General features: G+C 68.6%; 24 protein-coding genes and 1 pseudogene. 4 read left to right on the plus strand and 21 right to left on the minus strand.

The annotated features are described in order from the left end of the window. Positions 1-7 precede the first annotated feature (7 nt). Genes Q7W02_14220 through Q7W02_14230 form a run of 3 tightly spaced genes read right to left on the minus strand, consistent with a single transcriptional unit; the run spans position 8 to position 3,703 of the window. Positions 8-2,371 (minus strand): xanthine dehydrogenase family protein molybdopterin-binding subunit, encoded by a 2,364-nt coding sequence (locus Q7W02_14220; GenBank protein MDO8477322.1) that lies wholly within the window; start codon positions 2,369-2,371, stop codon positions 8-10. After that, positions 2,368-2,847: a (2Fe-2S)-binding protein gene (locus tag Q7W02_14225; protein MDO8477323.1), complete on the minus strand. Its 480-nt coding sequence runs from the start codon at positions 2,845-2,847 to the stop codon at positions 2,368-2,370. The genes Q7W02_14220 and Q7W02_14225 overlap by 4 nt, the downstream gene beginning before the upstream one ends. A 1-nt stretch (position 2,848) precedes the next feature. Further along, positions 2,849-3,703 (minus strand): xanthine dehydrogenase family protein subunit M, encoded by an 855-nt coding sequence (locus Q7W02_14230; protein ID MDO8477324.1) that lies wholly within the window; start codon positions 3,701-3,703, stop codon positions 2,849-2,851. 63 nt (positions 3,704-3,766) lie between these two features. Between Q7W02_14230 and Q7W02_14235 the strand changes: the two genes are divergently transcribed. After that, a complete protein-coding gene (locus Q7W02_14235) occupies positions 3,767-4,513 on the plus strand; it encodes an ABC transporter ATP-binding protein (protein MDO8477325.1) in 747 nt (248 codons plus the stop codon). Further along, complete coding sequence (locus tag Q7W02_14240; GenBank protein MDO8477326.1) at positions 4,510-5,226, plus strand: ABC transporter ATP-binding protein; 717 nt, start codon at positions 4,510-4,512, stop codon at positions 5,224-5,226. Before Q7W02_14235 ends, Q7W02_14240 begins: the two co-directional genes overlap by 4 nt. Before the next feature lie 36 nt (positions 5,227-5,262). Here Q7W02_14240 and Q7W02_14245 read toward each other — a convergent pair whose 3' ends face one another. The 9 genes from Q7W02_14245 to lpdA form a co-directional block, all read right to left on the minus strand. Continuing rightward, a complete protein-coding gene (locus Q7W02_14245; GenBank protein MDO8477327.1) occupies positions 5,263-6,528 on the minus strand; it encodes a divalent metal cation transporter in 1,266 nt (421 codons plus the stop codon). A 47-nt stretch (positions 6,529-6,575) separates the two neighbouring features. Next, complete coding sequence (locus Q7W02_14250; protein ID MDO8477328.1) at positions 6,576-7,460, minus strand: NAD(P)-dependent oxidoreductase; 885 nt, start codon at positions 7,458-7,460, stop codon at positions 6,576-6,578. A gap of 5 nt (positions 7,461-7,465) precedes the next feature. Next, positions 7,466-8,650 (minus strand): acyl-CoA dehydrogenase family protein, encoded by a 1,185-nt coding sequence (locus tag Q7W02_14255; protein ID MDO8477329.1) that lies wholly within the window; start codon positions 8,648-8,650, stop codon positions 7,466-7,468. A gap of 1 nt (position 8,651) precedes the next feature. Continuing rightward, the gene (locus Q7W02_14260; protein ID MDO8477330.1) at positions 8,652-9,113 is read right to left on the minus strand and encodes a VOC family protein; all 462 of its coding nucleotides are present in this window, start codon (positions 9,111-9,113) and stop codon (positions 8,652-8,654) included. A 14-nt stretch (positions 9,114-9,127) separates the two neighbouring features. Further along, positions 9,128-10,078 (minus strand): branched-chain amino acid ABC transporter permease, encoded by a 951-nt coding sequence (locus tag Q7W02_14265; GenBank protein MDO8477331.1) that lies wholly within the window; start codon positions 10,076-10,078, stop codon positions 9,128-9,130. Between the two features lie 32 nt (positions 10,079-10,110). Beyond that, entirely contained in the window at positions 10,111-10,992 is an 882-nt protein-coding gene (locus Q7W02_14270) for a branched-chain amino acid ABC transporter permease (protein MDO8477332.1), read from the minus strand. 6 nt (positions 10,993-10,998) lie between these two features. Further along, positions 10,999-12,234, minus strand: coding sequence for an ABC transporter substrate-binding protein (locus tag Q7W02_14275; protein ID MDO8477333.1), 1,236 nt, complete (start codon positions 12,232-12,234; stop codon positions 10,999-11,001). A 71-nt stretch (positions 12,235-12,305) separates the two neighbouring features. Next, positions 12,306-14,411: a 3-hydroxyacyl-CoA dehydrogenase NAD-binding domain-containing protein gene (locus Q7W02_14280; protein MDO8477334.1), complete on the minus strand. Its 2,106-nt coding sequence runs from the start codon at positions 14,409-14,411 to the stop codon at positions 12,306-12,308. Then, complete coding sequence (lpdA, locus tag Q7W02_14285; protein ID MDO8477335.1) at positions 14,408-15,799, minus strand: dihydrolipoyl dehydrogenase; 1,392 nt, start codon at positions 15,797-15,799, stop codon at positions 14,408-14,410. The genes Q7W02_14280 and lpdA overlap by 4 nt, the downstream gene beginning before the upstream one ends. A 310-nt stretch (positions 15,800-16,109) precedes the next feature. Between lpdA and Q7W02_14290 the strand changes: the two genes are divergently transcribed. Continuing rightward, the gene (locus Q7W02_14290) at positions 16,110-16,448 is read left to right on the plus strand and encodes a BrnA antitoxin family protein (GenBank protein MDO8477336.1); all 339 of its coding nucleotides are present in this window, start codon (positions 16,110-16,112) and stop codon (positions 16,446-16,448) included. A gap of 3 nt (positions 16,449-16,451) precedes the next feature. On the opposite strand, the gene Q7W02_14295 is transcribed toward Q7W02_14290, so the two are convergent. The 4 genes from Q7W02_14295 to pdhA form a co-directional block, all read right to left on the minus strand. Beyond that, a complete protein-coding gene (locus Q7W02_14295; GenBank protein MDO8477337.1) occupies positions 16,452-17,732 on the minus strand; it encodes a dihydrolipoamide acetyltransferase family protein in 1,281 nt (426 codons plus the stop codon). Between the two features lie 101 nt (positions 17,733-17,833). Next, entirely contained in the window at positions 17,834-18,814 is a 981-nt protein-coding gene (locus Q7W02_14300; protein MDO8477338.1) for an alpha-ketoacid dehydrogenase subunit beta, read from the minus strand. Positions 18,815-18,825: 11 nt separating this feature from the next. Next, entirely contained in the window at positions 18,826-19,254 is a 429-nt protein-coding gene (locus Q7W02_14305; GenBank protein ID MDO8477339.1) for a hypothetical protein, read from the minus strand. After that, positions 19,242-20,390: a pyruvate dehydrogenase (acetyl-transferring) E1 component subunit alpha gene (pdhA, locus tag Q7W02_14310; protein ID MDO8477340.1), complete on the minus strand. Its 1,149-nt coding sequence runs from the start codon at positions 20,388-20,390 to the stop codon at positions 19,242-19,244. The genes Q7W02_14305 and pdhA overlap by 13 nt, the downstream gene beginning before the upstream one ends. Positions 20,391-20,489: 99 nt before the next feature. On the opposite strand from pdhA, the gene Q7W02_14315 reads away from it, so the two are divergent. After that, complete coding sequence (locus tag Q7W02_14315) at positions 20,490-21,845, plus strand: DEAD/DEAH box helicase (protein MDO8477341.1); 1,356 nt, start codon at positions 20,490-20,492, stop codon at positions 21,843-21,845. 100 nt (positions 21,846-21,945) lie between these two features. On the opposite strand, the gene Q7W02_14320 is transcribed toward Q7W02_14315, so the two are convergent. The 5 genes and pseudogenes from Q7W02_14320 to Q7W02_14340 all read right to left on the minus strand — a co-directional run bounded on the left by Q7W02_14320 (position 21,946) and on the right by Q7W02_14340 (position 24,948). Further along, the gene (locus tag Q7W02_14320) at positions 21,946-22,524 is read right to left on the minus strand and encodes a Uma2 family endonuclease (protein MDO8477342.1); all 579 of its coding nucleotides are present in this window, start codon (positions 22,522-22,524) and stop codon (positions 21,946-21,948) included. Between the two features lie 130 nt (positions 22,525-22,654). Next, positions 22,655-23,335 carry an amino acid ABC transporter permease gene (locus Q7W02_14325; GenBank protein ID MDO8477343.1) on the minus strand — a complete coding sequence of 227 codons (681 nt, stop codon included), beginning with the start codon at positions 23,333-23,335 and terminating at the stop codon, positions 22,655-22,657. Continuing rightward, positions 23,332-24,057, minus strand: a complete 726-nt coding sequence (locus tag Q7W02_14330) for an amino acid ABC transporter permease (GenBank protein ID MDO8477344.1) — start codon at positions 24,055-24,057, stop codon at positions 23,332-23,334. The genes Q7W02_14325 and Q7W02_14330 overlap by 4 nt, the downstream gene beginning before the upstream one ends. Positions 24,058-24,193: 136 nt before the next feature. After that, a pseudogene (locus tag Q7W02_14335) lies at positions 24,194-24,304 on the minus strand (ABC transporter substrate-binding protein). Between the two features lie 68 nt (positions 24,305-24,372). Beyond that, positions 24,373-24,948, minus strand: coding sequence for a hypothetical protein (locus tag Q7W02_14340; protein MDO8477345.1), 576 nt, complete (start codon positions 24,946-24,948; stop codon positions 24,373-24,375). Positions 24,949-25,121 lie beyond the last annotated feature (173 nt).

The following is a 25,121-nucleotide window of genomic DNA, read 5'->3' on the forward strand; positions in this document are numbered from 1 at the left end:
TATCTCCTCAGAGCTTGCCCAACGCCTTCAGCACGACCTCGGGGGTGATGGGCTGTGACGTGACGCGCGCCCCGAACGGGGCGAGGGCGTCGTTGACGGCGTTGAGCACGGCCCCCGGCGCCCCCGCCGTGCCCGCCTCGCCGACGCCCTTGAAGCCGCCCTCGGCGTAGGCCGTCGGCGTCTCGACGTGGCCGACCACGATCTCGGGCATCTCGGCTGCCATCGGCACGAGGTAGTCCATCATCGTGCCGGTCAGCAATTGCCCCTGCTCGTCGTAGACCAGGTGCTCGTAGAGCGCGGCGCCGATGCCCTGGACGATGGCGCCGCGGATCTGCTCGTCCACCAGGCGCGGGTTGATGATGCGCCCGCAGTCCTCCACGCACCAATGCTTGAGCAGGCGCACGAAGCCCGTCTCGACATCCACCTCGACGTGGGAGAGCTGGATGCCGTTGGTGAAGGCAAAGCCCTGGTGGCGCGGCACGTAGTGGCGCGTCACCGTCAGCTCGGACTGGAAGTCCTTCGGGAGCGTGTCGGGACGGAAGTAGGCGACGCGGCCAAGCTCGGCCAGCTCCAGCCTCACCTCGCCAGTCATCAAATCCACGATCTTCCCGAGCCTGATGTCGAGATCCTCCGGCTCGCACTGAAGGATCGCCGCCGCGACCTTGAGGATGTTGTCGCGGATAGCCTTGCCCGTCTGGAGCGCCGCCTCGCCGCCGATGCCGGCGCCGCGCGACGCCCAGGTGCCGCCGCCGTAAGGCGAGACCATGGTGTCGCCCGTTAGCACGCGGACGTCTTCCATGGCCACGCCCACCGCGCTCGCCACGACCTGCGCGATCATGGTGTCCGTCCCCTGCCCCTGCTCCGTCACGCCGGTCATGCAGGTGAGCTTGCCCGACGGCTCGAGCTTGATCGTGCAGCCGTCCTGGGATGAGATGCGGGCGCCGCCCACGCCGTAGAAGGCCGGGCCCGGCGTGGTCAGCTCGATGAAGGCGCAGAGACCGAGCCCGCGGTAGGTCCCATGCGTGCGGCGCTCGTCGCGCTCGGCGCACAGCACGCGGTAGTCGGAGATCTCCAGCAGCTTGTCGAGCGCCTCCTCGTGCGACAGGCGCTCGAAGAAATAGCCCGTCTGGGATGTGTGCGGGTACATCTCGGCCGTGACGTAGTTCTTCCGGCGCATCTCGACGGGGTCGAGGCCGAGGTCGCGCGCCGCCCTGTCCACCATGGCCTCCATCACCGCGAAGGCGATCGGGTGGCCGACGGCGCGGTACTGGCACATGGGCGTCTTGTTCTGGAAGACCACGCGGAGGCTCGCGGCGTAGTCGCGAAAGCGGTAAACCCCGGGCGTGAGGCGAATTGTCTGGTTGCCCTCGACGACGCTCGTGCGCGGGTAGACGGAGTACGGGCCGATGCCGGTCAAGTCGTCCACGCGCATGCCGAGAATGGTCCCGTCGCGCTTGACGGCCAGCTCGGCCTTCACATGGTGCTCCCGCGCGTGGATGTCGCTCACAAAGGACTCGAGCCGGTCCGCCGTGAACTTGACCGGGCGGCCGAGCATCACGCTGAGCGCGCAGGTCGCCATCTCATCCGGGTAGATGTGCACCTTGATGCCGAAGCTCCCGCCCACGTCCTTGCAGATGACGCGGACGTCCTGCTCGGGCAGCCCCAGGTGGCGCGCCAGGATGTCCTGCATCATGTTGGGCGCCTGGAAAGAGTGGTACACCGTCAGCCGCCGCTCGGACGGGTCGAAGTCGGCCAAAATGACGCGCGCCTCGAGCGTGACGCCCGTGTGCCGGCCCATGGTGAAGGTCTCGGTCAGCACGGCGTCGGCGCTCTTGAAGGCCGCGTCCGCGTCGCCCGAGTTGAGCTCGAGCTTGAAGGCGAGGTTGTCGCCGAGCTCCGGGTGGATCACCGGCGTCGAGGGGTCGAGCGCGGTCTCGGGATCCGTCACGGCCGGCAGCGGCGCCCACTCGACGCGCACCCGCGAGACGCCGTCTTCGGCGACGGCGCGGCTCTCCGCCACGACGGCTGCGACGGGCTCGCCCTGCCACGAGCCCTTGTCGACGGCGAGCGGCCGCTGCATGGCGGACTTCATCCCCTGGAAGTGGGCGAGGGTGCCGACCCACCCCGAGCAGACCGGCGCCATCTCCTCGCCCGTGACGATGGCGATGACTCCGGGCAGGGTCCGTGCCTCGGTGGAGTCGACGGACACGATGCGCGCGTGGGCGTGCGGGCTCCGGACGAAGGCGACGTGGAGCATCCGCGGCAGCGTGATGTCGTCGGTGAAGACGCCCCGGCCCGCGAGAAGCCGCGCGGTCTGCGGCCTGACCACGCTCTCGCCGATGTAGCTCCGGCCCTTTTCGATCCGGCTCATCCGCGCCCCCGCGCCTCGGCGGTCTTCCGCACCGCCTCGACGATGGCGTGATACCCGGTGCAGCGGCAGTAGTTGCCAGAAAGCGCCTCGCGAATCTCCTGGGCGCTCGCACCCGGCTTGCGCGCGAGCAGGTCCTGAGCCGTCAGCAGCATGCCTGGAGTACAGAAGCCGCACTGCAGCGCGTTCTCCTGCGCGAAAGCCTGCTGGAGGTCGAAGACCTCGCCCGTTCCCGCGACGCCCTCGATGGTCTCGACGCGGCAGCCGTCGCACTGGACGGCCAGCATGAGGCAGCCGCGCACGATGGCCCCATCCACCCGCACCGTGCAGGCGCCGCAGACGCCGTGCTCGCAGCCCACGTGAGAGCCCGTCAGCTCGAGGCCGTAGCGGAGGAAGTCCACCAGGCTCTGCCTCGGCTCGACGCGCCGGCTCACCGCCACGCCGTTCACCGTCAACGAAATCTGAATCGCCGGGTCCATGTCAGGCAACGATCTGCGCCACGGCCCGGGCGAGCAGCACTCGGGCCAGGTGACGTCTCAGCGCGGGGCTCGCGTGGACATCACCCGGAGGGTCCAGATCGGCGTCAAGGACGCGGCCCGCCTCCGCCACGACATCGGCGTCAGGACGACGGCCCGAAAGCGCGGCCTCGGCGCGAAGGACGCGGACAGGCGTCGGGCCGACACCGCAAAACGCCAACCGCGCCTCCATGATGGCCCCGCCCTCGACCCGGCAGTGGGCGGCGAGACCGACCAGCGCGTAGTCGCCGTGGCGCCGGGCCAGCTCGTCGAAGCGGGAGCGCCAGCCGGGCCCGATGGGCGGCACCACGACGGCCGTCACGATCTCGCCCTGCGCGAGGTCCGTCGTATAAATGCCGCGGAAGAAGCGCTGGGCCGGAATGTCGCGCCGCCTCCCGCGCCCTGCCGCGCGGACAATCGCGTCGAGCGCGATGAGACAGGCCGGCAGCTCGGCGGCAGGATCGGCGAGCGCGACACTGCCGCCGACGGTGCTACGAGTCCGGATGGCCCGGTGGCCCACGTGAGGCATCGCTTGGGCAATCAGCGGCGCATGGCGGGCCACGAGCGGCGAGGCCTCCACGGCCTCGTGCCTCGCGAGCGCGCCGATGACGAGCCCGTCCGGCTCCAGGCTGATCCCGTCGAGCCCGGGCAGGCGGTTGATGTCGATCAGCGCGGCGGGGGCGGCGAGGCGCATGTTGAGGGCGGGCACCAGGCTCTGGCCGCCCGCCAGGACGCGGCCGTCGGCGCCGTAGCGCTCGAGCAGCGCCAGGGCCTCGTCGAGAGAGGCGGGCCGGTGATAGGCGAACGGAGCGGGCTTCACGCGGGAATCCTACCTTGACGCTTGAAACAGCGCCCTGCTATGTTACGGCCCGGTTCCCCCGCCATGGCCTCCCCCATCGTCCGCACCGAGCGACTGACCCGAAGCTTCGGCAGCCTCATGGCCGTCGCGCAGGTGGACTTCGAGGTCGAGCGCGGCGAGCTGCGCTCGATCATCGGCCCGAACGGCGCGGGCAAGACGACCTTCTTCCGACTGATCTCGGGCGAGATGGCGCCCTCCGCGGGCCGGATCTGGTTCGACGGGCGCGAGATCACCGGCCTGCCCCAGCACAGGGTCTCGCGTCTCGGCGTCGCCAAGTCGTACCAGATCACCAACATCTTCCCGCATCTCTCCGTGCTCGAAAATGTCCGCGTGGCCGCGCAGACGTACCGCCTCTCGTTCAACTTCTGGGGGCGCGCCGTGGCGCTCCACGGCATCCGGGACAAGGCCGGCGCCATCCTGAAACAGGTCGGCCTCTGGGACAAGCGGACCCTCCTCGCGGCCCATCTCTCTCACGGCGAGCAGCGCCACCTCGAGCTCGGCATCGCGCTCTCGACCGATCCGACGCTCCTCCTGCTCGACGAGCCCACGGCCGGCATGAGCCCGGAGGAGACGGACGAGACCATCCACCTGATCCGCCGCATCGCCGAGGGGCGCACCGTCATCCTGATCGAGCACAAGATGAAGGTCGTCATGAACATCTCCGACCGCATCACCGTGCTGCACCAGGGTCAGGTGCTGGCCGAGGGCAGCCCCGCCGAGATCCGCGCCAACCTGCGCGTGCAGCAGACCTACCTGGGCGCCGCCAAGTGACGCTCCTCGCCCTCGAGGACCTGCACGCCTACTACGGCGAGGCGCACATCCTCCAGGGCGTGTCGCTCACTGTCGGCGCGGGCGAGGTCGTGACGCTCATCGGCCGGAACGGCGCGGGCAAGACGACGACGCTGAAAAGCATCATGGGCCTGGTCCCTCCGCGCGGGGGGCGGATCAGCTTCGAGGGCCGCGAGCTCGTCGGTCTCGCCACTCATGACATCGCGCGAGCGGGCATCGCCTACGTGCCGGAAGAGCGCCGCATCCTGCCCAACCTGAGCGTGGCCGAGAACCTGCGCCTGGGCATGCTGAGCGCAACCCGCGCCGCGAAGGCCGAGAACGCCGGCGTGATGGAAGAGGTGCTGACCTACTTCCCGCGTCTTCGCGAGCGCTACGAGCAGAAGGGCAAATCGCTCTCGGGCGGCGAGCAGCAGATGCTGGCGATCGCGCGCGGGCTCGTGGCCCGCCCCAAGCTCATGCTCGTGGACGAGCCGACGGAAGGCCTCTCCCCGCTCCTCGTCGAGAGCCTGACGGAAATCCTCGGCGAGATCAACCGGCGCGGCACGACCATCCTGCTGGTCGAGCAGATGCTCGAGGTTGCGCTCGCGCTCTCGCACCGCCTCTACGTCATGGACCAGGGGCGCATCCAGTTCGAGGGCACGCCTGACGCCCTCCGCGCAGACCCGGAGATCCAGCAGCGCTTCCTCGGAGTCTGAGCGCGGGAGTTGGGGGCATGTCGAGGTGGCCCGGGTTCAACGCGAACTCCACATCCCCGAGCCGGAAATGCCCGCGTACACGGCCAGGCCGGCGGTAAGCCCAGACACAGCGATCACAATCCAGCCGTAGGCGCCGCGCAGCCGATGTTCCGCCGGCAGAGCCTTTATGGCCAACAGGATCAGGAACCCAAGGACCAGCGGCAGTATCAGGGCGTTCATCACCTCGACGGCGATGTTCAGCCTCACGAGGTCCGGTACAAAGGCGACCACGACAGCGCCCCCGACGACAGCGGCCGTGTAGACCGCATAGAACCAGGGCGCTTCCATGGGATGGTGCTCGAGCGAGCGCTTGTAGCCGGCAACCTCTCCGAAGCCCCACGCCGAAGCCAATGACACGACGATGGCGGCCACCATCGCGGCGCCGATGATGCCGAGGCTGAAAACCAGGCGGCCGACGGCCGGACCCATGAAGGGCGTGAGGGCATTGCTGATGTCGCCGACCGTGTTGAGGCTCGCAGCGGAGTTGGATTTCCCAATGGTGGCGGCGGTCGCCACCAAGACAGCCGCCATGACGAGTTGAGTCATGACCGCGCCCAGCGCTGTGTCCCAGCGGGCATCCTTGTAATGCTCGGGCCGCAGCTTCTTGTCGGCAACCGCCGATTGCTGATAGAAAATCATCCACGGCATGAGGACCGCCCCGATATTGGCGGCGACCAGGTAGAGATAGTCCTTGTCGTGGAGCGGCATGTGCGTCAGCCCCGACGCCACTTCCGCGCCTTGCGGGTGCGCCGCGTAGGCGACCCAGAAGAAGGCGAACTCGAACAGACCGAGGGCGATGGCAACCCGTTCGACGCGCCGGTAGGACCCAGTCCAGACAACCACCAGCAGGAAGCCTACGGCGAGACTCAGGCTGACGATCCGCGGCACGCCGAAGAGCTCGCCCACCGCCGCCACGCCGGAAAACTCTGTCAGCAGCGCTCCAACGGTCGCCACCCCCAGGCCCGCGACCGAGACCCAGGCCCAGAGCGGCCCGAACGTCTCCCGGATCAGCTCGCCATGTCCCTTGCCGGTGAAGATCCCGAGCCTGACGGTCAGCTCCTGCACCACATAGAGGATGGGCATCAGGATGGCCTGCAGGAGCAGGAGGCTGTAGCCCCATTGGACCCCGCTCTGCCCCGCGGTGATGATGCTGCCGACATCCGTATCCGCGAGCATGACCACGAGGCCGGGCCCGAGCACGGCAAAGAAGGTCTTCCACCGCGAGGCAGCGAGACGCCCGCCCGCCAGGACGTCATTGCTCATTCACACGGTTCCCTCTCGGCATCCGGTGGGGGCAAACGACCGAGCGTCTAGCTCCCGGGCAGGCCGCTCATCCGCGCGAGGACATCGAAGACGGCGGTGAAGTCCTTATCTGCTAAGCCGAGGCCGCGCGCTGCCGTCAGCATCTCGTGGGTGAGGCTTGTCGACGGCAGCGGCACGCCTACCGCCCGCCCCTGCTCGAGCGCCAGCTGGAGGTCCTTCTGCATGAGCACCACGTTGAAGAGCGCCTCCTCGGGCATCTTCAGCACGAAGGGCCCGCGGTACTTCAGCATGGGCGACGCCGTGACGCTCTTGAGGAGCGCCTCGACGGCGCGCTCGCGCGGGATGCCTGACTTCTCTGCCAGCAGCACCGACTCGGCGAAGGCCAGGATCTGGACGCCGATGCCGAGGTTGATGGCGATCTTCATGGTGACGGCCAGGCCGAGTGCGCCGACATGAGTGATCGTGGGGCCGATGGCGAGGAGGTAGGGGCGCACGCGCTCGAGCGCGGCGGGATCGCCGCCGACGATGAACGACAGCTGCCCCTGTGCGATGGTGACGGTGCTGCCCGACACGGGCGCGTCGATTATCGCCGCTCCCCGCTCCGCCACGCGCTCGCCCAGCATGCGCGTCACCGCCGGGCTGACGGTGCTCATCTCGGCCCACACCGCTCCCTTGCCGAGGCCGGCCAGAATGCCGTCGGGGCGGAGGGCCACGTCGCGCAGTGCCTCTGAGTCCGTCACCATGCTCAGCACCACGTCGGCGCCGTCCACCGCGGCGCGGGCCGAGTCGGCGACGGTCATCCCCTGGGACACCAGCGCTAGAGCTTTCGCGCGGGTCCTGTTGTAGCCGGTGACGGGGTGGCCCGCCGCGAGGAGACGCTTGACCATGGCGCTGCCCATGGCGCCAAGGCCCACGAACGCGATCTTCGGCATCAGCCCTACTTTGGACCTGGCGGGGCCTGGGTGCCCGCGCCGAACTCGAACATGCCTCCGCCCAGCCCCAGCGCGAGCTTGCCCATGCCCTCAACCATCCGGTCCATCGTGGGCGGCATGAGCGACGCCGTGCGCATGTCACGGAAAGCCCGCTCCACGGGATAGTCCTTGTAGGCGCCGCGCCCGCCGGTGATCTGGAGCGCCAGCGACGTGACGTGCAGTCCGATCTCCGTGGTCAGGTACTTGGCGCGGTTGGCCAGGTGCCCGCGCTGCGCCACGTCGGCCGCTTCCCAGCGCGAGGCCGAGTCGTGGAGGACGAGCCGCGCGGCGTCCAGCCGCGCCTCGAGGTCGCCGATCTGGCGCTGGACTCCCGGGTCATTGGCCACGGGAACGTTCTCGGGCTTGACGACCCGCTTCTTCACGTAGTCCGCGGCGAACTCGAAGGCCGCCTCCGCGATGCCGACGTAGACGGCCGCGTAGCCCAGCGCGAAGCTCTCGACCACGCCCACACCCGTCGCCGAGCCGGGCTTGCCGAGCGCCGCGTCCTGCGGGACGCGCACGTTCGACAGGGTGACGGTCGGGCTGAAGGTCGCGCGCATGCCGAGGGTGTCCCACTTGCCGTCGGTGGAGATGCCGGCGCTCTCGGCGGGCACGAGGACCTGGAGGAGCGCGCTGGCCATGTCGCCGCTGCCGTCGAGGGCGCACCAGACCATGTAGTACGAGGCGCCGAGCGCCATGGTGCAGAAGTGCTTGACGCCGTCCACGACCCATCCGCCGTCCGCCGCGCGCACGACCGTCTCCATCGTGAAGGTGCGCGAGAGACTCACGGCAGGCTCGCTGCCCCAGCTACCGAACATCCGGCCGCGCTCGACCGCCTCGGCGAAGTAGCGGCGCTTCTGCGCCTCGGTGCCGAGAGCGTCGATAAAGCGCATGACCGTGGAATGCATGTGGACCGTCATGGCCGTGCTGGCGCAGCCGCGGGCGATCGTGCGGATGACGCCGATATAGGTCGCCATGTCGAGCCCCATGCCGCCGTACGCCTTCGGAACCGCGCACCCCAGATACCCCTCGCGCCGGAGGTCGCCCCAGCTCTCCACGGGGTTCTTGCCCTCGCGGTCGTACATCGCCGCGCGCGGGGCGATCTTCTCGCGCGTGAGCGCGTCGGCGCGGTCGACAACGTCCTGCCGCATCCTAGCCCGCCATGGACGGCGCCGCGGCCGCGCTCTTGCGGGCGGTCTTCTTGCAGCGGCACGTGCCGGCCTCGTGCAGCTCGATCAGGTTGCCGTGCGGGTCATCCATGAACAGCTGCTCGAGCTGGGGGCCGACGACGGACACGATGCTCCAGTACTTGACGCCCATCCGGTCCAGCTCGCGCTTGGCCTCCTGGACGTCGGGGACGGCCAGCGCCACGTGGAGCGTCGTCGGATCCTGCTTCGGCCCTTTGGCGTAACGCGACATCCCGTCGCAGCCCATGATATGGATCTGCGTATCGTTGCCGCAGTCCATCCAGTAGCCGGGGATGCCGGGGATGTTCGGGCGCCCCGCGTCCGGCGTGAGCCCCAGCACATCGCGGTAGAAGGCCAGCGACTTGTCGGTCTCTTCCGGGTTGACGCGAATGCCGTGATGATGCAGCTCCAGCACCTTGACCGCCATGATGTCCTCCTTGGCTACGGTTTCGCTCCGGCGGAGGTGCCGCCCGGGAGTCTGTCGATCAATGTGCCCCAGATGCCCTTGGGCAGGAACAGCACGAACGCCATGAAGATGAGGCCGATCACGAGCGGCCAGCGCTCGGTGAAGACGGCCAGCCGGTCTCCAAGCACCAGATACGTGCCGGCGCCGACGAAGGGCCCGAAGAAGGTGCCCGCACCACCGAGAAGCGTCATGATCACCACCTGACCAGACGTGACCCAGTACAGCGACTCGACGGGCACGACGGCCAGCCGCAGCGCGTCCAGCCCCCCAGCCAGGCCCGCGAAGAACGCCGAGAAGACGAAGGACAGGTGCTTGACGCGGCGGACGTCGTAGCCGCACGCCGCCGCGCGGTCGCCGTTCTCACGGATTGCCTGGAGCACGGTGCCGAAGGGCGAGTCGAGGATCCGCTTGAGGCCCGCGACCGCGAGCCAGACCAGGACAAACGTGAAGTAGTAAAAAGCCAGCGAGCCTTCGAGGTCGATCTTCCAGCCGAAGAGATTGAGCGGCAGCTGAGGAATGCCGCGCAGACCGTCGTCGCCGCCCGTCACGTCAGACAGGTGGAACGCGACGAAGTAGAGGAGCTGGGCAAAGGCGAGCGTCAGCATGGCGAAGTAGATGCCGCGCCGCCTCAGGCAAAAGAAGCCGATGGCGATGCCGCCCAGGACGGCCAGGAGCGGCCCCGCGGCGATCCCGAGCCAGAGCGAGCCCAGCTTGAGCTTGGCGAGCGCGATGCCCGTGCCGTAGGCGCCGAGGCCGTAGTAGGCCGCGTGGCCGAAGGACAGGAGGCCCGTGTAGCCGTAGAGAAGGTTGAAGCCGAGCGCGAAGAGTCCGAAGATCAGAACCTGGGACGCCAGTGACTTGTACGGCATGAGGAACGGAAACACCGCGAAGAACATGCCGAAGGCCGCCACAGGATGGCGGCCCACCCATGAAATCAGGGCGCCCGCGCCGGGCACCCTCACTCCGCGAGCCCGGCCTCGCCGAAGATGCCGCTGGGCCGGACGAGGAGGACCACTGCCATCACGACGAAGACCATGATCTCGGCGGCCTTGGGTGCGAAGTAGGTGGTGATGCCTACCACTTGCCCCATCAGGATGCCTGCGACCACGGCGCCGAGGAGGCTGCCCATCCCGCCCACGACGACCACCACGAAAGACTCGATGACCATCGTGACACCCATCTCGGCGTAGGCGCCCCGCATCGGGCCTGCGAGCGCTCCCGCGAGACCCGCCAGGCCGCAGCCGATGCCGAAGACGAGCAGCCAGATGCGGTTGAGGTTGATGCCGAGCGCCCGGACCATCAGCGGGTCGCGCGAGCCCGCGCGGATGATGAGGCCGACATTGGTGCGCGTCAGGAAGGCCCAGAGACCGAAGAGGACGACGATGGTGACCGCGATGACGAAGAGGCGGTACGCGGGAAAGATCATGAAGCCCAGATTGACCGTCCCGGCAAGCTCACGCGGGGGATCGAGCGTGAGCCCGATCTTCCCCCAGATGATCTTGGCGGTTTCGATGAGCACGAGGGAGAGTCCGAACGTGAGCAGCAGAGGATCGTCCGGGCTCCGACCGTAGAGCCTCCGGATGAGGAAGCGCTCGATGAGGAGCCCGAACGTCCCGACCATGAGCGGCGCCAGCAGCAGCGCCAGCCAGAAGTTGCGCGTGTAACCGAGAAAGAACACGGTGAAGTAGGCGCCCAGCATATACAGCGCCCCGTGCGAGAAATTGACCACGGTCATGAGCCCGAAGATCAGCGACAGGCCGATCGCGAGCAGCACGAAGAGCATCCCCAGCACCAGACCGGTGAAGATCTGGGGCAGGACCGCGGCGAGCGAGAAGTCCATCAGGGTCTAGACGAACCCCTTCTCGGCGCAGGTCCGGTCGTACTTCTCGTCCGCGGCCACCTTGGCCACGATATCCATCAGCCCCCAATCGCCCTTGGTCTTGCCGGGACCTCGCCCCTTGACAATCCACATGTCCTGCATGGCCTTGTTGTCGCAGGCCCGCCACCACTCCTTGCCCTTGAAGTGGTCGTAGACGGGGCTCTTCCTGAGCGCGTTCGCGACGGCCTCGGCGTCGGTCGACTTGGCCAGCTCGACTCCGCGCCCGACCTCGAGCACTCCCGAGTAGGAGTACGCGCCGTAGTCGCCGGGCGGCATGTTGAACTTCTTCATGGACGCCTCGACGAACTTCTTCGCCGACGGGATCGTATCCTGCAGCTCCCAGTACCAGTTGATCGAGCCGTAGATGTCCGAGTAGAGCTCCGGCCCGCCTTCCTTCAGGTACGAGATCCACAGCAGCGGCTGAGCGAGCTTCATGGTCTTGTCCATCCCGAAGCTCCGGGCCTGCTTGAGGTAGGCGATATTGTCCGCGCCGGGAGTTACCGACACGAGCACGTCGGGCTTGGCCGCCTGGATCTTCGGCAGGTGGGCCGAGAACTCCGCGCTGCCGAGCGGGTACGGGGTGGCGCCGAGGAGCGTGCCGCCCTGCTTCTTGAGCGTGTCCTGGAGCACCGCGTTGTTCTGCTTGCCCCAGGCGTAGTCGGCGTAGATAATCCACCACTTCTTTCCGAGGTTCTGGGCAATCCAGGTGCCCATGACGCGCGAGGTGATGGTGGGGTTGAGCGCCTCGTGGAATGTGATGGGGCTCGTGTCGGGCTTGGCGCTGATCTCGTCGGACTGGCTGGTGGAGATGAAGAGAACCTTGGCTTTCTTGGTCTGTTCATTGATGGCCATCTGGACATGCGCGGCGAGGCCGCCGACGATGAACTGGCACTTCTGGTTCTCGATCAGCTCCTTCGTGCGCTGGGCGCCGACGGCCGGCTTGAGCTCGTCGTCGCGGAAGAGCACCTCGACCTTGCGGCCCATGACACCGCCCTTTGCGTTGAGCTCGTCCACGGCGAGCTGCGCGCCGCGCTGCATGTCCGCGGCCAGGGCCGCGAAGGGTCCAGTCAGCGGCAGCGGGCACCCGATGCGAAGCGGCTCAGCCTGCGCGCGGAGCACCGAGGGAAAGAGCCCATGAGCGGCGACCGCTCCGGCGGTCGCGCCCGTTGCGCCCAGAAATTTGCGACGTGAGATCGACGCCATCGTCGTGTCCTCCTTCGGTGTGTGGGTGGGTGCCGGCGGGTCCGGCGCGCTCCGTTGATAGCAGGGGCCCCTCATGATGTCAAGGCGTCACGGAAGCCCTTGCCTTCCTTCGCCAACCGCTCGAGAAGCGGCGCCGGCGCCCAGGGCTCGCCGTGCCGGGTGTGGAAGCCCGCCACGTCAGAGTAGACCTTCTTGAGCCCGACCTGGTCGGCGTAGAACATGGGGCCCCCGCGGTAGCGCGGGAAGCCGTAGCCGTAGAGATAGGTGACGTCGATGTCGCTCGAGCGGAGCGCGATGCCCTCCTCGAGGATGCGGGCGCCCTCGTTGACGAGGGCCCACAGGCACCGCGTGAGGACCTCTTCGTCGCTCACCGTCCGCCGCGCGATGCCGCCCTCCTTGGCCGCCGCGACGATGACCGCCTCGACCTCGGGGTCGGGCTTGGGCGCGCGCGAGCCCGCCTCGTAGCGGTACCAGCCGGCACCGGTCTTCTGGCCGAAGCGCCCCTGCTCGCAGAGCCTGTCGCCCACGTGCGAGTAGCGCAGGTCCTTCCGCCGCGTGGCGGCCTTGCCCTTGCGGATCCGCCAGCCGACGTCGAGGCCCGCCAGGTCCTGCATGGCGAAGGGGCCCATAGCGAAGCCGAAATCGTAGATGACCTTGTCCACCTGCTGGGGCGTCGCGCCCTCCTCGACGAGGAACTCCGCCTCGCGGAGATAGGGGTGGAGCATCCGGTTGCCGATGAAGCCGTCGCAGTTGCCCGCCAGCACCCACACCTTGCCGATGCGGCGCGACAGCTCGGCCGACGTCGCGATGGTCTCCTTCGAGGTCTTGGCGCCGCGCACCAGCTCGAGGAGGCGCATCACGTTGGCCGGGCTGAAGAAGTGCGTGCCGATCACCGCCTCGGGGCGCGACGTCGCGGACGCGATCTGGTCGATGTCGAGCGTCGAGGTGTTGGAGGCGAGGACGGCGCCCGGCTTGGCGATCTTGTCGAGGGCGGCGAAGACTTCCTTCTTGACGCCCATCTCCTCGAACACCGCCTCGATGACGATGTCCGCCTCGCGGACGGCCGCGCGGTCGAGCGAGCCCGTGATCAGGCCCACGCGCTTGTCCATGTCGGCCTGGGAGAGCCGCCCCTTCTCGACGGTGGCGGCGTAGTTCTTCCTGACGACGGCGAGGCCGCGATCGAGCGCCTCCTGCGCCACTTCCACCACGGTCACCGGGATGCCGGCATTGGCGAAGTTCATGGCGATGCCGCCGCCCATGGTGCCGGCGCCGATGACAGCCGCGCGCTCGATCTTCTTGGCGGGCGTGCCGGGCGGCACGTCGGAGATCTTGGTCGCCTCGCGCTCGGCGAAGAAGGCGTGGATCTGCCCCTTGGACTGCGGGGAGGCCATGCACTCCTGGAAGAGCGCGCGCTCCTTCTTGAGCCCGTCTGCAAACGGCAGCGTGACCGCGGCCTGCACGGCCTCGATGCACTTGAAGGGGGCGAGGTAGCCGCGCGCCTCCCGCTCGATGCTCTTCCTGAAGGTATCGAAAAGCGCGGGGTTGGCCCGCGCGGCCTGGAGCTTGTCGTCCATGGCCGAGATCTTCCGCAACGGCCGCTTCTCGGCGACGACGCGCTCGGCAAAGGTGACGGCGCCGGCGCGGAGGTCGTCGCCCACGACCTCGTCGACAATCCCAAGCTCCTTGGCCTTGGGCGCCCGGACGGGGTCGCCGCTCACGATCATCTTGAGCGCGGCCTCGACTCCCGCGACCCGAGGCAATCGCTGCGTACCGCCCGCGCCAGGCAGGAGCCCCAGCTTGACCTCCGGCAGCCCCACCTGCCCCGCAGCGACGGCGACGCGATAGTGGCAGGCGAGGCAGACTTCGAGACCGCCGCCGAGCGCCGTGCCGTGGATTGCCGCTACCACGGGCTTTCCGCTGCCTTCGATCGCGGCGAGGACGCTGTGGAGATCGGGCGGCTGGGGCGGCTTGCCGAACTCGCGGATGTCGGCGCCCGCGATGAAGGTGCGGCCGCCGCCGATGATGACCATGGCGCTGACGCCGGGGTCAGCCAATCCCTTGGCGATGCCGTCCAGCAGCCCCTGGCGGACGCCCTGGGAGAGCGCGTTGACGGGCGGGTTGTTGACGGTGATGACGCCGACGCTGCCCTGCTTGTCGAACGTGACGAGGTCACTCATTTGGATCCTCCGTGGAGGAGGCTCTCGGCCGCCTCCATCAGGCTTTCGGAAAGGGTCGGGTGCGCGTGGATGGTCAGTGCGAGGTCTTCGGCGGTAACGGCCGTCTCGATGGCCAGCGCGGCCTCGGCGATCAGCTCCCCCGCCCCGGGGCCGACGATGCCGGCGCCGAGCACACAACCCGTCGCAGCATCCACGATGAGCTTGGTCAGGCCGTCGCTGCGCCCGATGGTCGCCGCGCGTCCCGAGGCGGCCCAGGGGAACTTCGCGACCTTGATCGCGCGGCCCTCGCGCTGGGCGTCAGCCTCCATGAGGCCGCACCACGCGACCTCCGGATCCGTGAATACCACGGCGGGGACCGCGGCATTGTCGAAGGCAGACGGCCGCCCGGCAATGACCTCGGCAGCCACCTTGCCCTGGCGCATGGCCCGATGCGCGAGCATCGGGTCGCCCGTGACGTCGCCCACCGCGTAGATATGCGGGTCGGCCGTCCGGCAGCGCTCGTCCACGGAAATCACGCCGCGCTCGCTGATCCCGATCTTCGTCGCCTCGAGCCCGAGGCCGTCGGTGACCGCGCGGCGGCCGACGGCGACCAGCACGCGGTCGAAAGACTGAGGGGCCTGTCCTTCGATACTCGCCTCGATGGCGCTCCCCGATTCCCTGAGGGCCGTGACCTTGCTCTTGAGATGGATCGCGGCGAAGAGCTTCTCACAGCGGCGCGCCAGCGGCTGGACGAGGTCGCGGTCAGCCCCCGGCAGGAGTCCGTCGGTCATCTCGACGACGGTCACGCGGCTGCCGAGAGCGGCGTAGACCTGGCCCAGCTCGAGGCCGATGTAGCCGCCGCCGATGACGAGCAGCCGTTCGGGAATCTCGGGCACCTCGAGCGCGGCAGTCGAGTCCATGATGCGCTCGCTCTCGAGGTCGAGCCCCTGCACGCGCGAAGGCAGCGAGCCCGTCGCGATGATCGCGTGCTTGAAGCGCAGCACCTGCGGCTCGTCGCCGCCGACCCGGATGCTCCGCGAGTCTTCGAACGCGCCGCGGCCGCCGATGACCTGCACGCCCTTGGCCTTGGCCACGGAGGCGAGGCCGCGGGAGAGCTTGCCCACGACGCGCTCGGTCTTCCACTTGCGGAGCGGGTCAAGCGAGATGCGCGGCTCGCCGAAGTCGAGCCCGAACTCCTTCGCGCGCTCGGCCTCGCCGATCACCGCCGCGACGTGGAGCAGCGCCTTGGACGGGATGCAGCCTTCATAGAGACACGCCCCACCCAGCCGCTTCCCCGCGTCCACCACGACCACCTCGAGCCCCAGCTCCGCGCAGCGGAACGCTGCCGAATACCCGCCGGGCCCGCCGCCCAGCACGGCCACGTCCACCTCAGTCACCAGGTCGCCCATCACCATGGGATCACGCTTGACATGATATGCATTCTATACATATACTGGGGGCGTGGAGTTCGAGTGGGCCGGGCCAAACGAGAACACAATATCCGATCCCACGGCGTGGATTTCACGGAGGCGGCAAACACGTTTGACGACAGGCACGCGTCCTTCCAGTTCGACGGACGGCACTCCCTAGCGGAGGACCGATTCTTCCTCCTCGGCAAGACGCGGACTGGCCAATTGCTCATGACGGTCTTCACCTGGAGGGGCGTCAAGATTCGCATCATCTCGTCACGCCGGGCAAGCCGGCAGGAGGCCACTGGTTATGAGGAAAGAATTCGACTTCAGTAAGGCGCGGCGGTCCGAGTTCTGGAAACACATGCCGCCCCCGGACCAGCTCGCCCGCCACACTAAGGAGCGGATCACGATCTTCATCGACCTCGACATCTTGAACTTTTTCAGGGCCAGGGCGGCCAAGCGCGGCAAGCCGCCGTACCAGACCCAGATCAACCAGGCCCTGCGCGAGTACATGGAGGGCAGCCCTCCCCCGGGCAAGGGCGCCTTGGTCGCTGACGAGAAGCTCATCTCGCGGCTTGCCGAGCGGATCGCCGAGTACTCGACCACGAAGCGGAAGAAGCGTCGGGCGAAGAAGGCCAAGGCCTAGGTCCTACCACCCGACGAAGAGCGTTTCCGGCGCTTCGAGGCGGCGGATAATGGCTTGGGCAAAGCGCGCGCCGTCCGCGCCGTCGGCCACGCGGTGGTCGAAGGTCAGGGTGATCGGCAGCATCATGCGCGCCACAATCTGGCCGCCCCGCACGACGGGCTCCTCCCTGCCCCGCGCGACGGCGAGGATCGCCACTTCCGGGTAATTGATGATGGGAATGGCGCCCGTGCCGCCGAGCGCGCCGATATTGGTGATCGTGAAGGTGCCGCCGCGGAGGTCGTCGAGCGCCGCCTTGCCGTCGCGCACCCGCTGGGCGAGCGCCGCAAGCTCGCGGGCGATGTCCATGACGGGCTTCGTGTCCACGTCGCGGATCACCGGGACGATGAGGCCCCGGTCCGTCGCCACGGCGATGCCGAGGTGGCAGTAGCGCTTGAGGATCAGCTCCCCCGCCCCGGCATCGAGGCTCGCGTTGAACTGCGGGTGCTCGTGGAGCGCCAGCGCCGCCGCCTTGAGGAGGAAGCTCGTGAGCGTCAGCGTGATGCCGCGCTGCTTGGCCGCCTCGAAGCTTCGCGTGACGATGGCGTTCAGATCGGTGACGTCGGCCTTGTCGAAGTGGGTCACGTGCGGGATCAGCGCGGCCGACAGCGCCATGCGCTCGGCAATGGTGCGGCGCAGATGCGAGAGCGGCTGGCGCTCGACGGGCCCCCACTGCTCGAACTTGGGCAAGGGCGGCGGCTCGAGCCCGACGGCGGCGAGCGGCTTGGCCGGGCCCGCGGGAGCGGCGGCGCGCGCGGGCGCCCCGGGCTCCCCAGGCGCGCCCGAGGGCGTGCCCGCGCTCGCGCGCACGTCGTCGTCGGTGATGCGGCCCCCGGGGCCCGTGCCGCGCACGGCCTGAAGCTCCACGCCCAGCTCGCGCGCGAGGCGCCGCGTCGCGGGCGCGGCCGCAACCGGCCCGCCGTCGACGCGTGGCGCCGGCTTGGGCAGCGCCGCCGGCCCCGCCGATGCGGCAGCCGCGGGGGCAGAGCGTGCCGGCGCCGCCGTGCCACCGCCATCGGCGAAGCTCACGAGCGGCTGGCCGACCTTGACGGTCTGTCCGGGCTGGACATGGATCTTCTCCACGCGCCCGGCGAAGGGCGACGGGATCTCGACCTGCGCCTTGTCGGTCTCGACCTCGAGGAGCGGCGAGTCCTCCTTCACGACGTCGCCCTCGTGGACCAGGACGGCGCGGATTTCGGCTTCGATCAATCCCTCGCCGAGATCTGGCAGGACAAAAGTGCGCGCCATCTACACCCCCTCACCCTGACCTTCTCCCCCTCACCCTACCCTCTCCCCCTCTGGGGGAGAGGACACAGGTGAGGGGGAGAGGGGATCGCGCGGCGGCCATGCTAGAAGGCCAGGGTCTCGCGGGCGGCGGCAAGGACGCGCGCGACGTCAGGCACGTTCGCCTTCTCGCGCGCGAAGCCTGGGAAGGGCACGTCGTAGGCCGCGACCCGGCGGATGGGCGCCTCAAGCGAGAGGAAGGCGCCCTCCATGATGCTGGCCGCGATCTCGGCGCCGGGGCCGAAGCTCCGCGGCGCCTCGTGGACGATGACGGCGCGCCCGGTTTTGGCGACGGAGGCCGTCAGCGTCTCGCGGTCGAGCGGCGAGATGGTCAGCAGGTCGATGACCTCGGGCGCCACGCCGTCCTCCGCCTGGAGCGTTTCCGCCGCCTCGAGCGCCACCCGCAGCATCGCGCCGTAGGCGATCAGGGTCAGCCCCCGCCCCTCGCGGACGACCTGCGCCCTGCCGATGGGCATGGCCTCGCTCTCGTCGGGCACTTCCTCCTTGGACGCGTGGTACAGCGCCTTGTGCTCGAAGAAGACGACGGGGTCGGGGTCGCGGATCGCGGCGACGAGCAGCGCGCGCGCCGTGCGCGGCCCCGACGGGATGACCATCTTGAGCCCGGGGATGTGGGCGTAGAACTGCTCCTCGCTCTCGGAGTGGTGCTCGAGCGCGCGGACGCCGCCGCCGAACGGCATGCGGATCACCATCTGGCAGTGGAAGCGCCCCTGGCTGCGCTGGCGGTAGCGCGCGGCGTGGTTCTCGATCTGGTGAAAGCACTGGAAGGCGAAGCCGGAGAACTGGATCTCGCAGACGGGCTTGAGCCCGTAGAGCGCCATGCCGACCGAGCAGCCGATGATGGCCGCCTCGGCGAGCGGGCTGTCGATGACGCGGGTGCCGCCGAAGCGCCGGTGCAGGTCCTCCGTCACGCGGAAGACGCCGCCATCCACGCCCACGTCCTCGCCGATGATGAGCACGTCCGGGTCCCCCTCCATCTCCTCGAGGAGGGCCAGGTTCAGCGCCTTGACCATGTTCAGCTTTGCCATGCGGCGCGCCGTCAGTCCCTCACGATGTGCATGATGGCGCCGGTCACCGCGGCAGGCAGCACGGTCAGCGCGAGGATGCGCAGGAGGGATGGCCCGAGCGCCTCGATCCGGTCGAGATCCGAGTGACCGGCGGCCAATCCGGCGCGGACGATCCAGAGAAAGACGTCCACGAGGGCGACCGCCGGAGCCATGAACCAGCCGCGGCGCGGGACGCAGAAGCCCACGACGGCGGCGCCGAGCCCTATCAGCACGGGGCGGCCCAGGTCATTCACCGCGCGCTCGACGCCCGAGCCCTGGTACTGCAGGCCCGGCACGTGCGCGAGGGCGAAATCCACGGCGAACGGCGCGACCCAGGCCAGGGCGCCCAGGCACACGGCGAAGAAAAAGAGCTCCCGGCGGCTGAACGGGTGCTCCGGCTTGATGACGATCAATTCTGCCAACGGCTCGTCCTCCGCTGGCCCCGCATCGGGGGCGAGACGGGCTCGGAGCCGGCGGGCGCGGTGGCGTCCGCCGCGGCTTCCAGGCGCCCCGCCAGCTCCGCGCGCTCGGCCGCCACGTCCGGCGGCAGCTCCGCGTACGCGTGGTCGAACATGCCGAGCGGGTCGGCGGCCGGCACCGCCTCGAAGCGCTCGACGGCGCGGGCGATCTCCTCGTCCACCTGCTCGTCCACCGAAGGGTCGATCAATCCCTTCTTCTCGAGGTAGGCGCGGAAGCGCGTCAGCGGGTCCTTCTGCTCCCAGGCCTTGACCTCTTCGTCCGAGCGGTACTTGGTCGGGTCGTCCGCCGTCGTATGCACGCCGAGACGATACGTGACGCACTCGATGAGCGTCGGCCCCTCCCCCGCCCGCGCCTTGTCGACGGCGTCCCGGCTCGCCGCGTAGACTGCCAGCACGTCGTTGCCGTCCACCTGGATGCCGGGGAAGCCGTAGGCCAACGCCTTCTGGGCGATCGTGCGCGAGTTGGTCTGCTTCTTGAGCGGCACGGAGATGGCCCACTGGTTGTTCTGGCAGACGAAGACCACGGGCACGTGCCAGACGCCGGCGAAGTTACACGCCTCGTGGAAGTCGCCTTCGGAGGTCGCGCCGTCGCCGAAGTAGACCATGACCACCGCGTCCTCGCCCCGGTACTGGATGCCGTACGCGATGCCCACCGCGTGAGGCAGCTGGGTCGCCACGGGAATGGTGATGGGCAGGTCGCGCTGCTCGGGGCCCGGCTGGCTGCCCTCGAGCCGGCCGGCGAAGAGCGCCAGGATCTTCTCGATGGGCCAGCCGCGCCAGAGCATGGACGCCGTCTCGCGGAAGGAGGGCACCATCCAGTCGGTGGGCCTGAGCGTGAAGACACTGCCCATCTGCGAGGCTTCCTGCCCCTTGATCGGCGCGAAGGTGCCGATCCTGCCCTGGCGCTGGAGCTTGAGCATCCGCTCGTCGAGGCGCCGGCCCAGCACCATGGCGCGGTAGAGCCGCTTGAGGTCATCGGGGGAGAGCTTGGGCTCGAGCTTGGCGTCGAGCGTGCCGTCGCTGTCCAGGATGGACAGGCGCTCGGTGGGGAATTGCGGCTCGATCTGGGTCCTGGGCATGAAGTCCTCGTTCGCCCGCTATGGTACCGCGAACCGGTCGGCGTGGACAGGGCGCGATATACGGCGGCCGCTCCGCCGCCTGTGAGAGGATGAAGGCCTATGCCATTCTCATCTTTCGGGCTTCACTCCGATCTCCTCCGCGGCGTCAAGGAGATGGGCTTCACCCGCCCCACCCCGATCCAGCAGGACGCGATTCCCCCGGCGATGGAAGGCCGCGACGTGCTCGCCTGCGCCATGACGGGCAGCGGCAAGACGGCGGCGTTCGTCCTGCCGATCCTCCACCGCCTCATGCCCAAGCGCCGCGGGGTCACCCGCGCGCTGATCATCACGCCGACACGCGAGCTGGCGGCCCAGATCGACGAGCACCTGAGCCAGATGGCCGTGCACACGCCGATGTCGGGCGCGGCCGTCTTCGGCGGCGTCGGCATGGGGCCGCAGGAGCACGCCTTCAGGACGGGCGTGGACGTCATCGTCGCCACGCCGGGACGGCTCCTCGACCACTTCCGCTTCCCCTACGCGAAACTCGAAGGCCTCGAGATCCTGGTCCTCGACGAGGCCGACCGGATGCTCGACATGGGCTTCCTGCCCGACATCCGCCGCGTCCTCAAGCACCTGCCGCCCCGGCGGCAGACGCTCTTCTTCTCGGCGACGATGCCGGCGCCCATCATGACGCTGACGCGTGAGCTGCTGCGCAACCCGGCCACGATCAACCTCGAGCGCAAGTCCGCGCCCGCCGTCGGCATCACCCAGGCCGTGTACCCGGTCGCCCAGGACGGCAAGTCCTCCCTGCTGCTCGAGCTGATCAAGCGCGGCGAGATGAAGAGCGCGCTGGTCTTCACGCGCACCAAGCACCGCGCTAACCGGCTGGCCGACTTCCTCTCGCGCCACAGCGTCGCCTGCGAGCGCATCCACGGCAACCGGAGCCAGGCGCAGAGGACAGCGGCGCTCGCGGGCTTCAAGAGCGGCCGGTTCCGGATCCTCGTCGCCACCGATATCGCCGCGCGCGGCATCGACGTGGAGGCGCTCAGCCACGTGATCAACTTCGACGTGCCGAAAGTGCCGGACGACTATATTCACCGCGTCGGCCGCACGGCGCGCGCGGAGCTGACGGGTGACGCCTTCACCTTCGTCTCGCCGGAGGAGGAGAGGGATCTCTCCGCCATCGAGCGCGCCGTCGGCAAGCGCCTGCCGCGGGTGATCCTGCCCGACTTCGAGTACAGCCGGCGCGGGTCGGAGAAGCTCGAGATCCCGCTGGCGGAGCGCATCGCGGCCATCCGCGGGCGCAAGGCCGAGGACCGCGCCCGCGCCAAGACCAACGCCCAGCGGCGCGGCCAGCACCAGGCATCGCAGGGCCCGCGCTCCGGCGCTACACCCACCCCGGCTTCCCAACCTAGACGGCCGGCACAGTCTTGGCCCGGCAAGCCGTCGGGCCCGCGCGGCCACGGCATTCGATAGCGCGGCATTGACGGGCGCCGGTCGCTCCCGATTCCCCGCTACGAAACAATACGCCGGCGCCGCTCTTCAGGGCTGTCAGGGCCTTCCGGTCAACTCAGGCTCAGGCGAAGAGGTCGCGGACCTGGATTCTGGCATGAGGCGCCGCGAGAGGACTGACCTGACGCGAGGGGTCGAGGACCTCACGCCTCGCGTAGCGCGCGCCGAAGGGCGCAGCAGCATCGGGCGCCGGCTCGCGGTACACCTCGAGGACGCGATCGACGAGGTTGACGATCCAGTAGTCCGGGATACCGGCTCTGGCATAGACGCTGCCCTTGTGGTCGCGATCGAACACAAGGCTCGATTCGGACACCTCGACGACCAGGGCGGCGCGAGAGGGATGGGAGCTCCTGTAGTCCTCTGGCTCGCCGGGGACCACGGCTACGTCGGGCTCGGGCTCTGACTCCTCGTCAAGCCCCATCGGTCCCTGCGTACGGACGTTCCACGACGGGCCGAAGGCCCTTTCGAGGACCCGCGCTGTTTTCTGGATGGACGTGTAGTGTGGGGCGCCCTGCGGCTCGGCGACCAGGAGCTCGCCACCGATCAGCTCAATGGGGTCGCCGGGCTGGAAGACGCCCAAGTCGATGAGCCGCTCGTATTCGATCCGGCTCCAGCGGCGCGTCTTTCTCTTGTGGATCGCCATTACCGGCATCGTACCGGCGGCCAGCGAGCGCGTCAATGTCTCCGGATAGTGACACCGTCAGACGACGGGCGGCCTCGCGAGAGCGCCCGCCTCGCGCCAGTGGCGGCGGACGCCGTTCTGGAGCCGCGCCTCAGGCAGGGCTGAGACGCTGCTCCACGTGCCGCGCGTAGCGAGACATGGAGTAGGTGCAGATCCAGTACACGACCGCGATGAAGAGGTAGAGGGCGAAGGGGCGCACCTCGCGGTTGTTCACGACCTGGGCGGCCTTGGTCAGGTCCATGAAGCCGATGATCGAGGCGAGCGAGGTGTCCTTGAAGAGCACGATGAATTGCGTCACCAGCGACGGGATCATGTTCTTGAGCGCCTGTGGCAGGACGACGTGGCGCATCGTCTGCGCGCCCGTCAGGCCGACGGCGGTCGCCGCCTCCACCTGCCCCCGCGCCACCGACTGAACGCCCGCGCGTACGATCTCGCCGAGGTAGGCCGCCTCAAAGATGACGAAGGCGCTCAGCGCCACCCAGAACTCGGGGATGGGACGTCGCAGCACGATGGGCACGACGATCCACAACCAGAAGATGACCATGACGAGCGGGACTCCCCGGAAAAACTCGACGTAGAGCGTGGCGGGGATGCGGATCCACCGCTGGGGCGCAAGCCGGCCGAGGCCGATGAAGATGCCGAGGAGGAAGCCCAGGACGATGGCGGGGATGGCGAGCCGCAGCGTGCCGCCGACGAAATTCCCGAAACCCAGGAAGCCCTGGACCATCAGGAACGGAAGGTTGCGCCAGATGATCTCGACGTCGGAGGTCACCGCCGCCTCCTGCCGCCGGCCGTGATGAGGCCGGGGATCGCGGTCCTCCGCTCGACCCAGGCCATCAGCGACGCGATCCCAACGCAGAGGACCAGGTAGATGAGTGTTCCCGCCGTCAGCGCCTCGATAGCCTTGGCGGTGTAGGTCTCGATCTGGCGCGTCTGGAAGGTCAGCTCGGCCACGCTGATCGTGAGCGCGATCGAGGAGTTCTTGAGCAGGTTGAGCGACTCGCTGGTCCCCGGCGGGATGATGATCCGGAGCGCCACCGGCAGGATGACGTAGCGGTAAGACTGGAAGGTCGTCAGCCCCGAGGCGACGGCCGCCTCCATCTGCGTCTTGGGGATGGACTGGATGCCCGAGCGCAGCACCTCGGAGAAGCGCGCGCCGCTGTAGACGCCGAGGGCGAGCACGCCCGCCCAGAACTCGAGCCCGTGCCCCAACATCCACTCGCGGATCATCTCGGGCAGGATCGGAGGCACGCCGAAGTACCAGAAGAACATCCAGACCAGGAGCGGCACGTTGCGGAAGAACTCGACGTAGAAGGTCGCCAGCGCCCGGAGCGGCCGGAGCTTCACGGTCCGAAGCGCCCCCGACACGATGCCCAGCGCCACCGCCAGCAGCCACGCCAGCACCGACAGCTCGAGCGTGACGATGAGCCCGCTCAGCAGCCACTGCCCGGACTCGCCGGTCCACAGCACCGACCACTTGAACGTGTAGTTCACTGCTCGGCCCCCTCACCCTCCCCTCTCCCCGAGGGGGACAGGGAAATCGGTTCCCTCTCCCTTCCAGGGCGAGAGGGCATTCGGTCCCCTCTCCCTTCCAGGGAGAGGGCAGGGTGAGGGTGGGTGAACGCGCCGCTCACTGGATCAGCTCGTCCGCCCGCCCCAGCAGCGACTGCGGGATCGTCAGGCCGAGGGCTTTGGCGGCCTTGAGGTTCATGACCAGCTCGAACTTGGTGGGTTGCTCGACTTCCTTCTCCACGAAGACGCGCACGTTCTTCCGTAGCATCCCGTGCTCTTCGGTAAAGAAGCGCTGGCTCATGCTTCCTTACTCGGGGGTGCCTGCTTTTGCAGCGACTCCCAGATCGTGCCGAGGCCCAACCGGGCGGCCCAGTCGCCAATGTATGTCCTGTCGACGCCGGCGCCCGATATCCGGAGCATCCCCAGGATGTCACGCAGGTGGCGCTCGGATCCCCCGTCGCTGAAGTAGAGCATCTTGTAGAGGATGATGTCCTCCGGCATCGCGAGGTAAGCGTCGAGGTCGGGCGCGATCGTCTTGCGCTGACGCCGCTCGAACTGCGCGCGATCGTAGGGGGCGTCCTTCTTCAGCATGAGGTCGATTTTGAGGCCGGCGGCGGGGTGAATGATGTTGAACTGGCCTTGGGTTCTGATCGCCTCGCGCACCGCCTCCTCGCTGATGTAGAACTGATCGGCAGGGAAGCGTGCCAACAGTCCCGGCACATGGCTCAGGTTAATATCTGCCACGACGCCAATGTCCTGGGTGAAGCGCGGCTCGCCGTAGTAGATCGATGCTTGGGATCCGGCGATCATGTACGCGATCCCCAGGGCATCCATGGTCTCCACGAGGTGACGGAGGAGCTCAGTCTGATCCACTGAGAAGTCTCTTGGCCACTTGCTGTCTCAACTCCGTGGCACCCCATTCTGGGTGCTCGGCGGCCAGAAAGGCCGTGAGGCGTTCTCTGGCCTGCGTCCACGCCTCGTGCGCAATTCGCAGCCGATCCATCCCAGACTTTGCCTCGAAGACCCTGGCCATGTCGGGATCCACT

The organism is Candidatus Rokuibacteriota bacterium (genome assembly GCA_030647435.1).
Lineage (GTDB): Bacteria > Methylomirabilota > Methylomirabilia > Rokubacteriales > CSP1-6 > AR37.

What these genes read in the sequence shown, in the direction of transcription:
- Q7W02_14220 (MDO8477322.1), bottom strand. Translation starts at nt 2,371, where the DNA reads ATGAGCCGGATCGAAAAGGGCCGGAGCTACATCGGCGAGAGCGTGGTC.
- Q7W02_14225 (MDO8477323.1), bottom strand. Translation starts at nt 2,847, where the DNA reads ATGGACCCGGCGATTCAGATTTCGTTGACGGTGAACGGCGTGGCGGTG.
- Q7W02_14235 (MDO8477325.1), top strand. Translation starts at nt 3,767, where the DNA reads ATGGCCTCCCCCATCGTCCGCACCGAGCGACTGACCCGAAGCTTCGGC.
- Q7W02_14245 (MDO8477327.1), bottom strand. Translation starts at nt 6,528, where the DNA reads ATGAGCAATGACGTCCTGGCGGGCGGGCGTCTCGCTGCCTCGCGGTGG.
- Q7W02_14250 (MDO8477328.1), bottom strand. Translation starts at nt 7,460, where the DNA reads ATGCCGAAGATCGCGTTCGTGGGCCTTGGCGCCATGGGCAGCGCCATG.
- Q7W02_14255 (MDO8477329.1), bottom strand. Translation starts at nt 8,650, where the DNA reads ATGCGGCAGGACGTTGTCGACCGCGCCGACGCGCTCACGCGCGAGAAG.
- Q7W02_14260 (MDO8477330.1), bottom strand. Translation starts at nt 9,113, where the DNA reads ATGGCGGTCAAGGTGCTGGAGCTGCATCATCACGGCATTCGCGTCAAC.
- Q7W02_14270 (MDO8477332.1), bottom strand. Translation starts at nt 10,992, where the DNA reads ATGGACTTCTCGCTCGCCGCGGTCCTGCCCCAGATCTTCACCGGTCTG.
- Q7W02_14275 (MDO8477333.1), bottom strand. Translation starts at nt 12,234, where the DNA reads ATGGCGTCGATCTCACGTCGCAAATTTCTGGGCGCAACGGGCGCGACC.
- Q7W02_14280 (MDO8477334.1), bottom strand. Translation starts at nt 14,411, where the DNA reads ATGAGTGACCTCGTCACGTTCGACAAGCAGGGCAGCGTCGGCGTCATC.
- lpdA (MDO8477335.1), bottom strand. Translation starts at nt 15,799, where the DNA reads ATGGGCGACCTGGTGACTGAGGTGGACGTGGCCGTGCTGGGCGGCGGG.
- Q7W02_14290 (MDO8477336.1), top strand. Translation starts at nt 16,110, where the DNA reads ATGAGGAAAGAATTCGACTTCAGTAAGGCGCGGCGGTCCGAGTTCTGG.
- Q7W02_14295 (MDO8477337.1), bottom strand. Translation starts at nt 17,732, where the DNA reads ATGGCGCGCACTTTTGTCCTGCCAGATCTCGGCGAGGGATTGATCGAA.
- Q7W02_14300 (MDO8477338.1), bottom strand. Translation starts at nt 18,814, where the DNA reads ATGGCAAAGCTGAACATGGTCAAGGCGCTGAACCTGGCCCTCCTCGAG.
- pdhA (MDO8477340.1), bottom strand. Translation starts at nt 20,390, where the DNA reads ATGCCCAGGACCCAGATCGAGCCGCAATTCCCCACCGAGCGCCTGTCC.
- Q7W02_14315 (MDO8477341.1), top strand. Translation starts at nt 20,490, where the DNA reads ATGCCATTCTCATCTTTCGGGCTTCACTCCGATCTCCTCCGCGGCGTC.
- Q7W02_14320 (MDO8477342.1), bottom strand. Translation starts at nt 22,524, where the DNA reads ATGGCGATCCACAAGAGAAAGACGCGCCGCTGGAGCCGGATCGAATAC.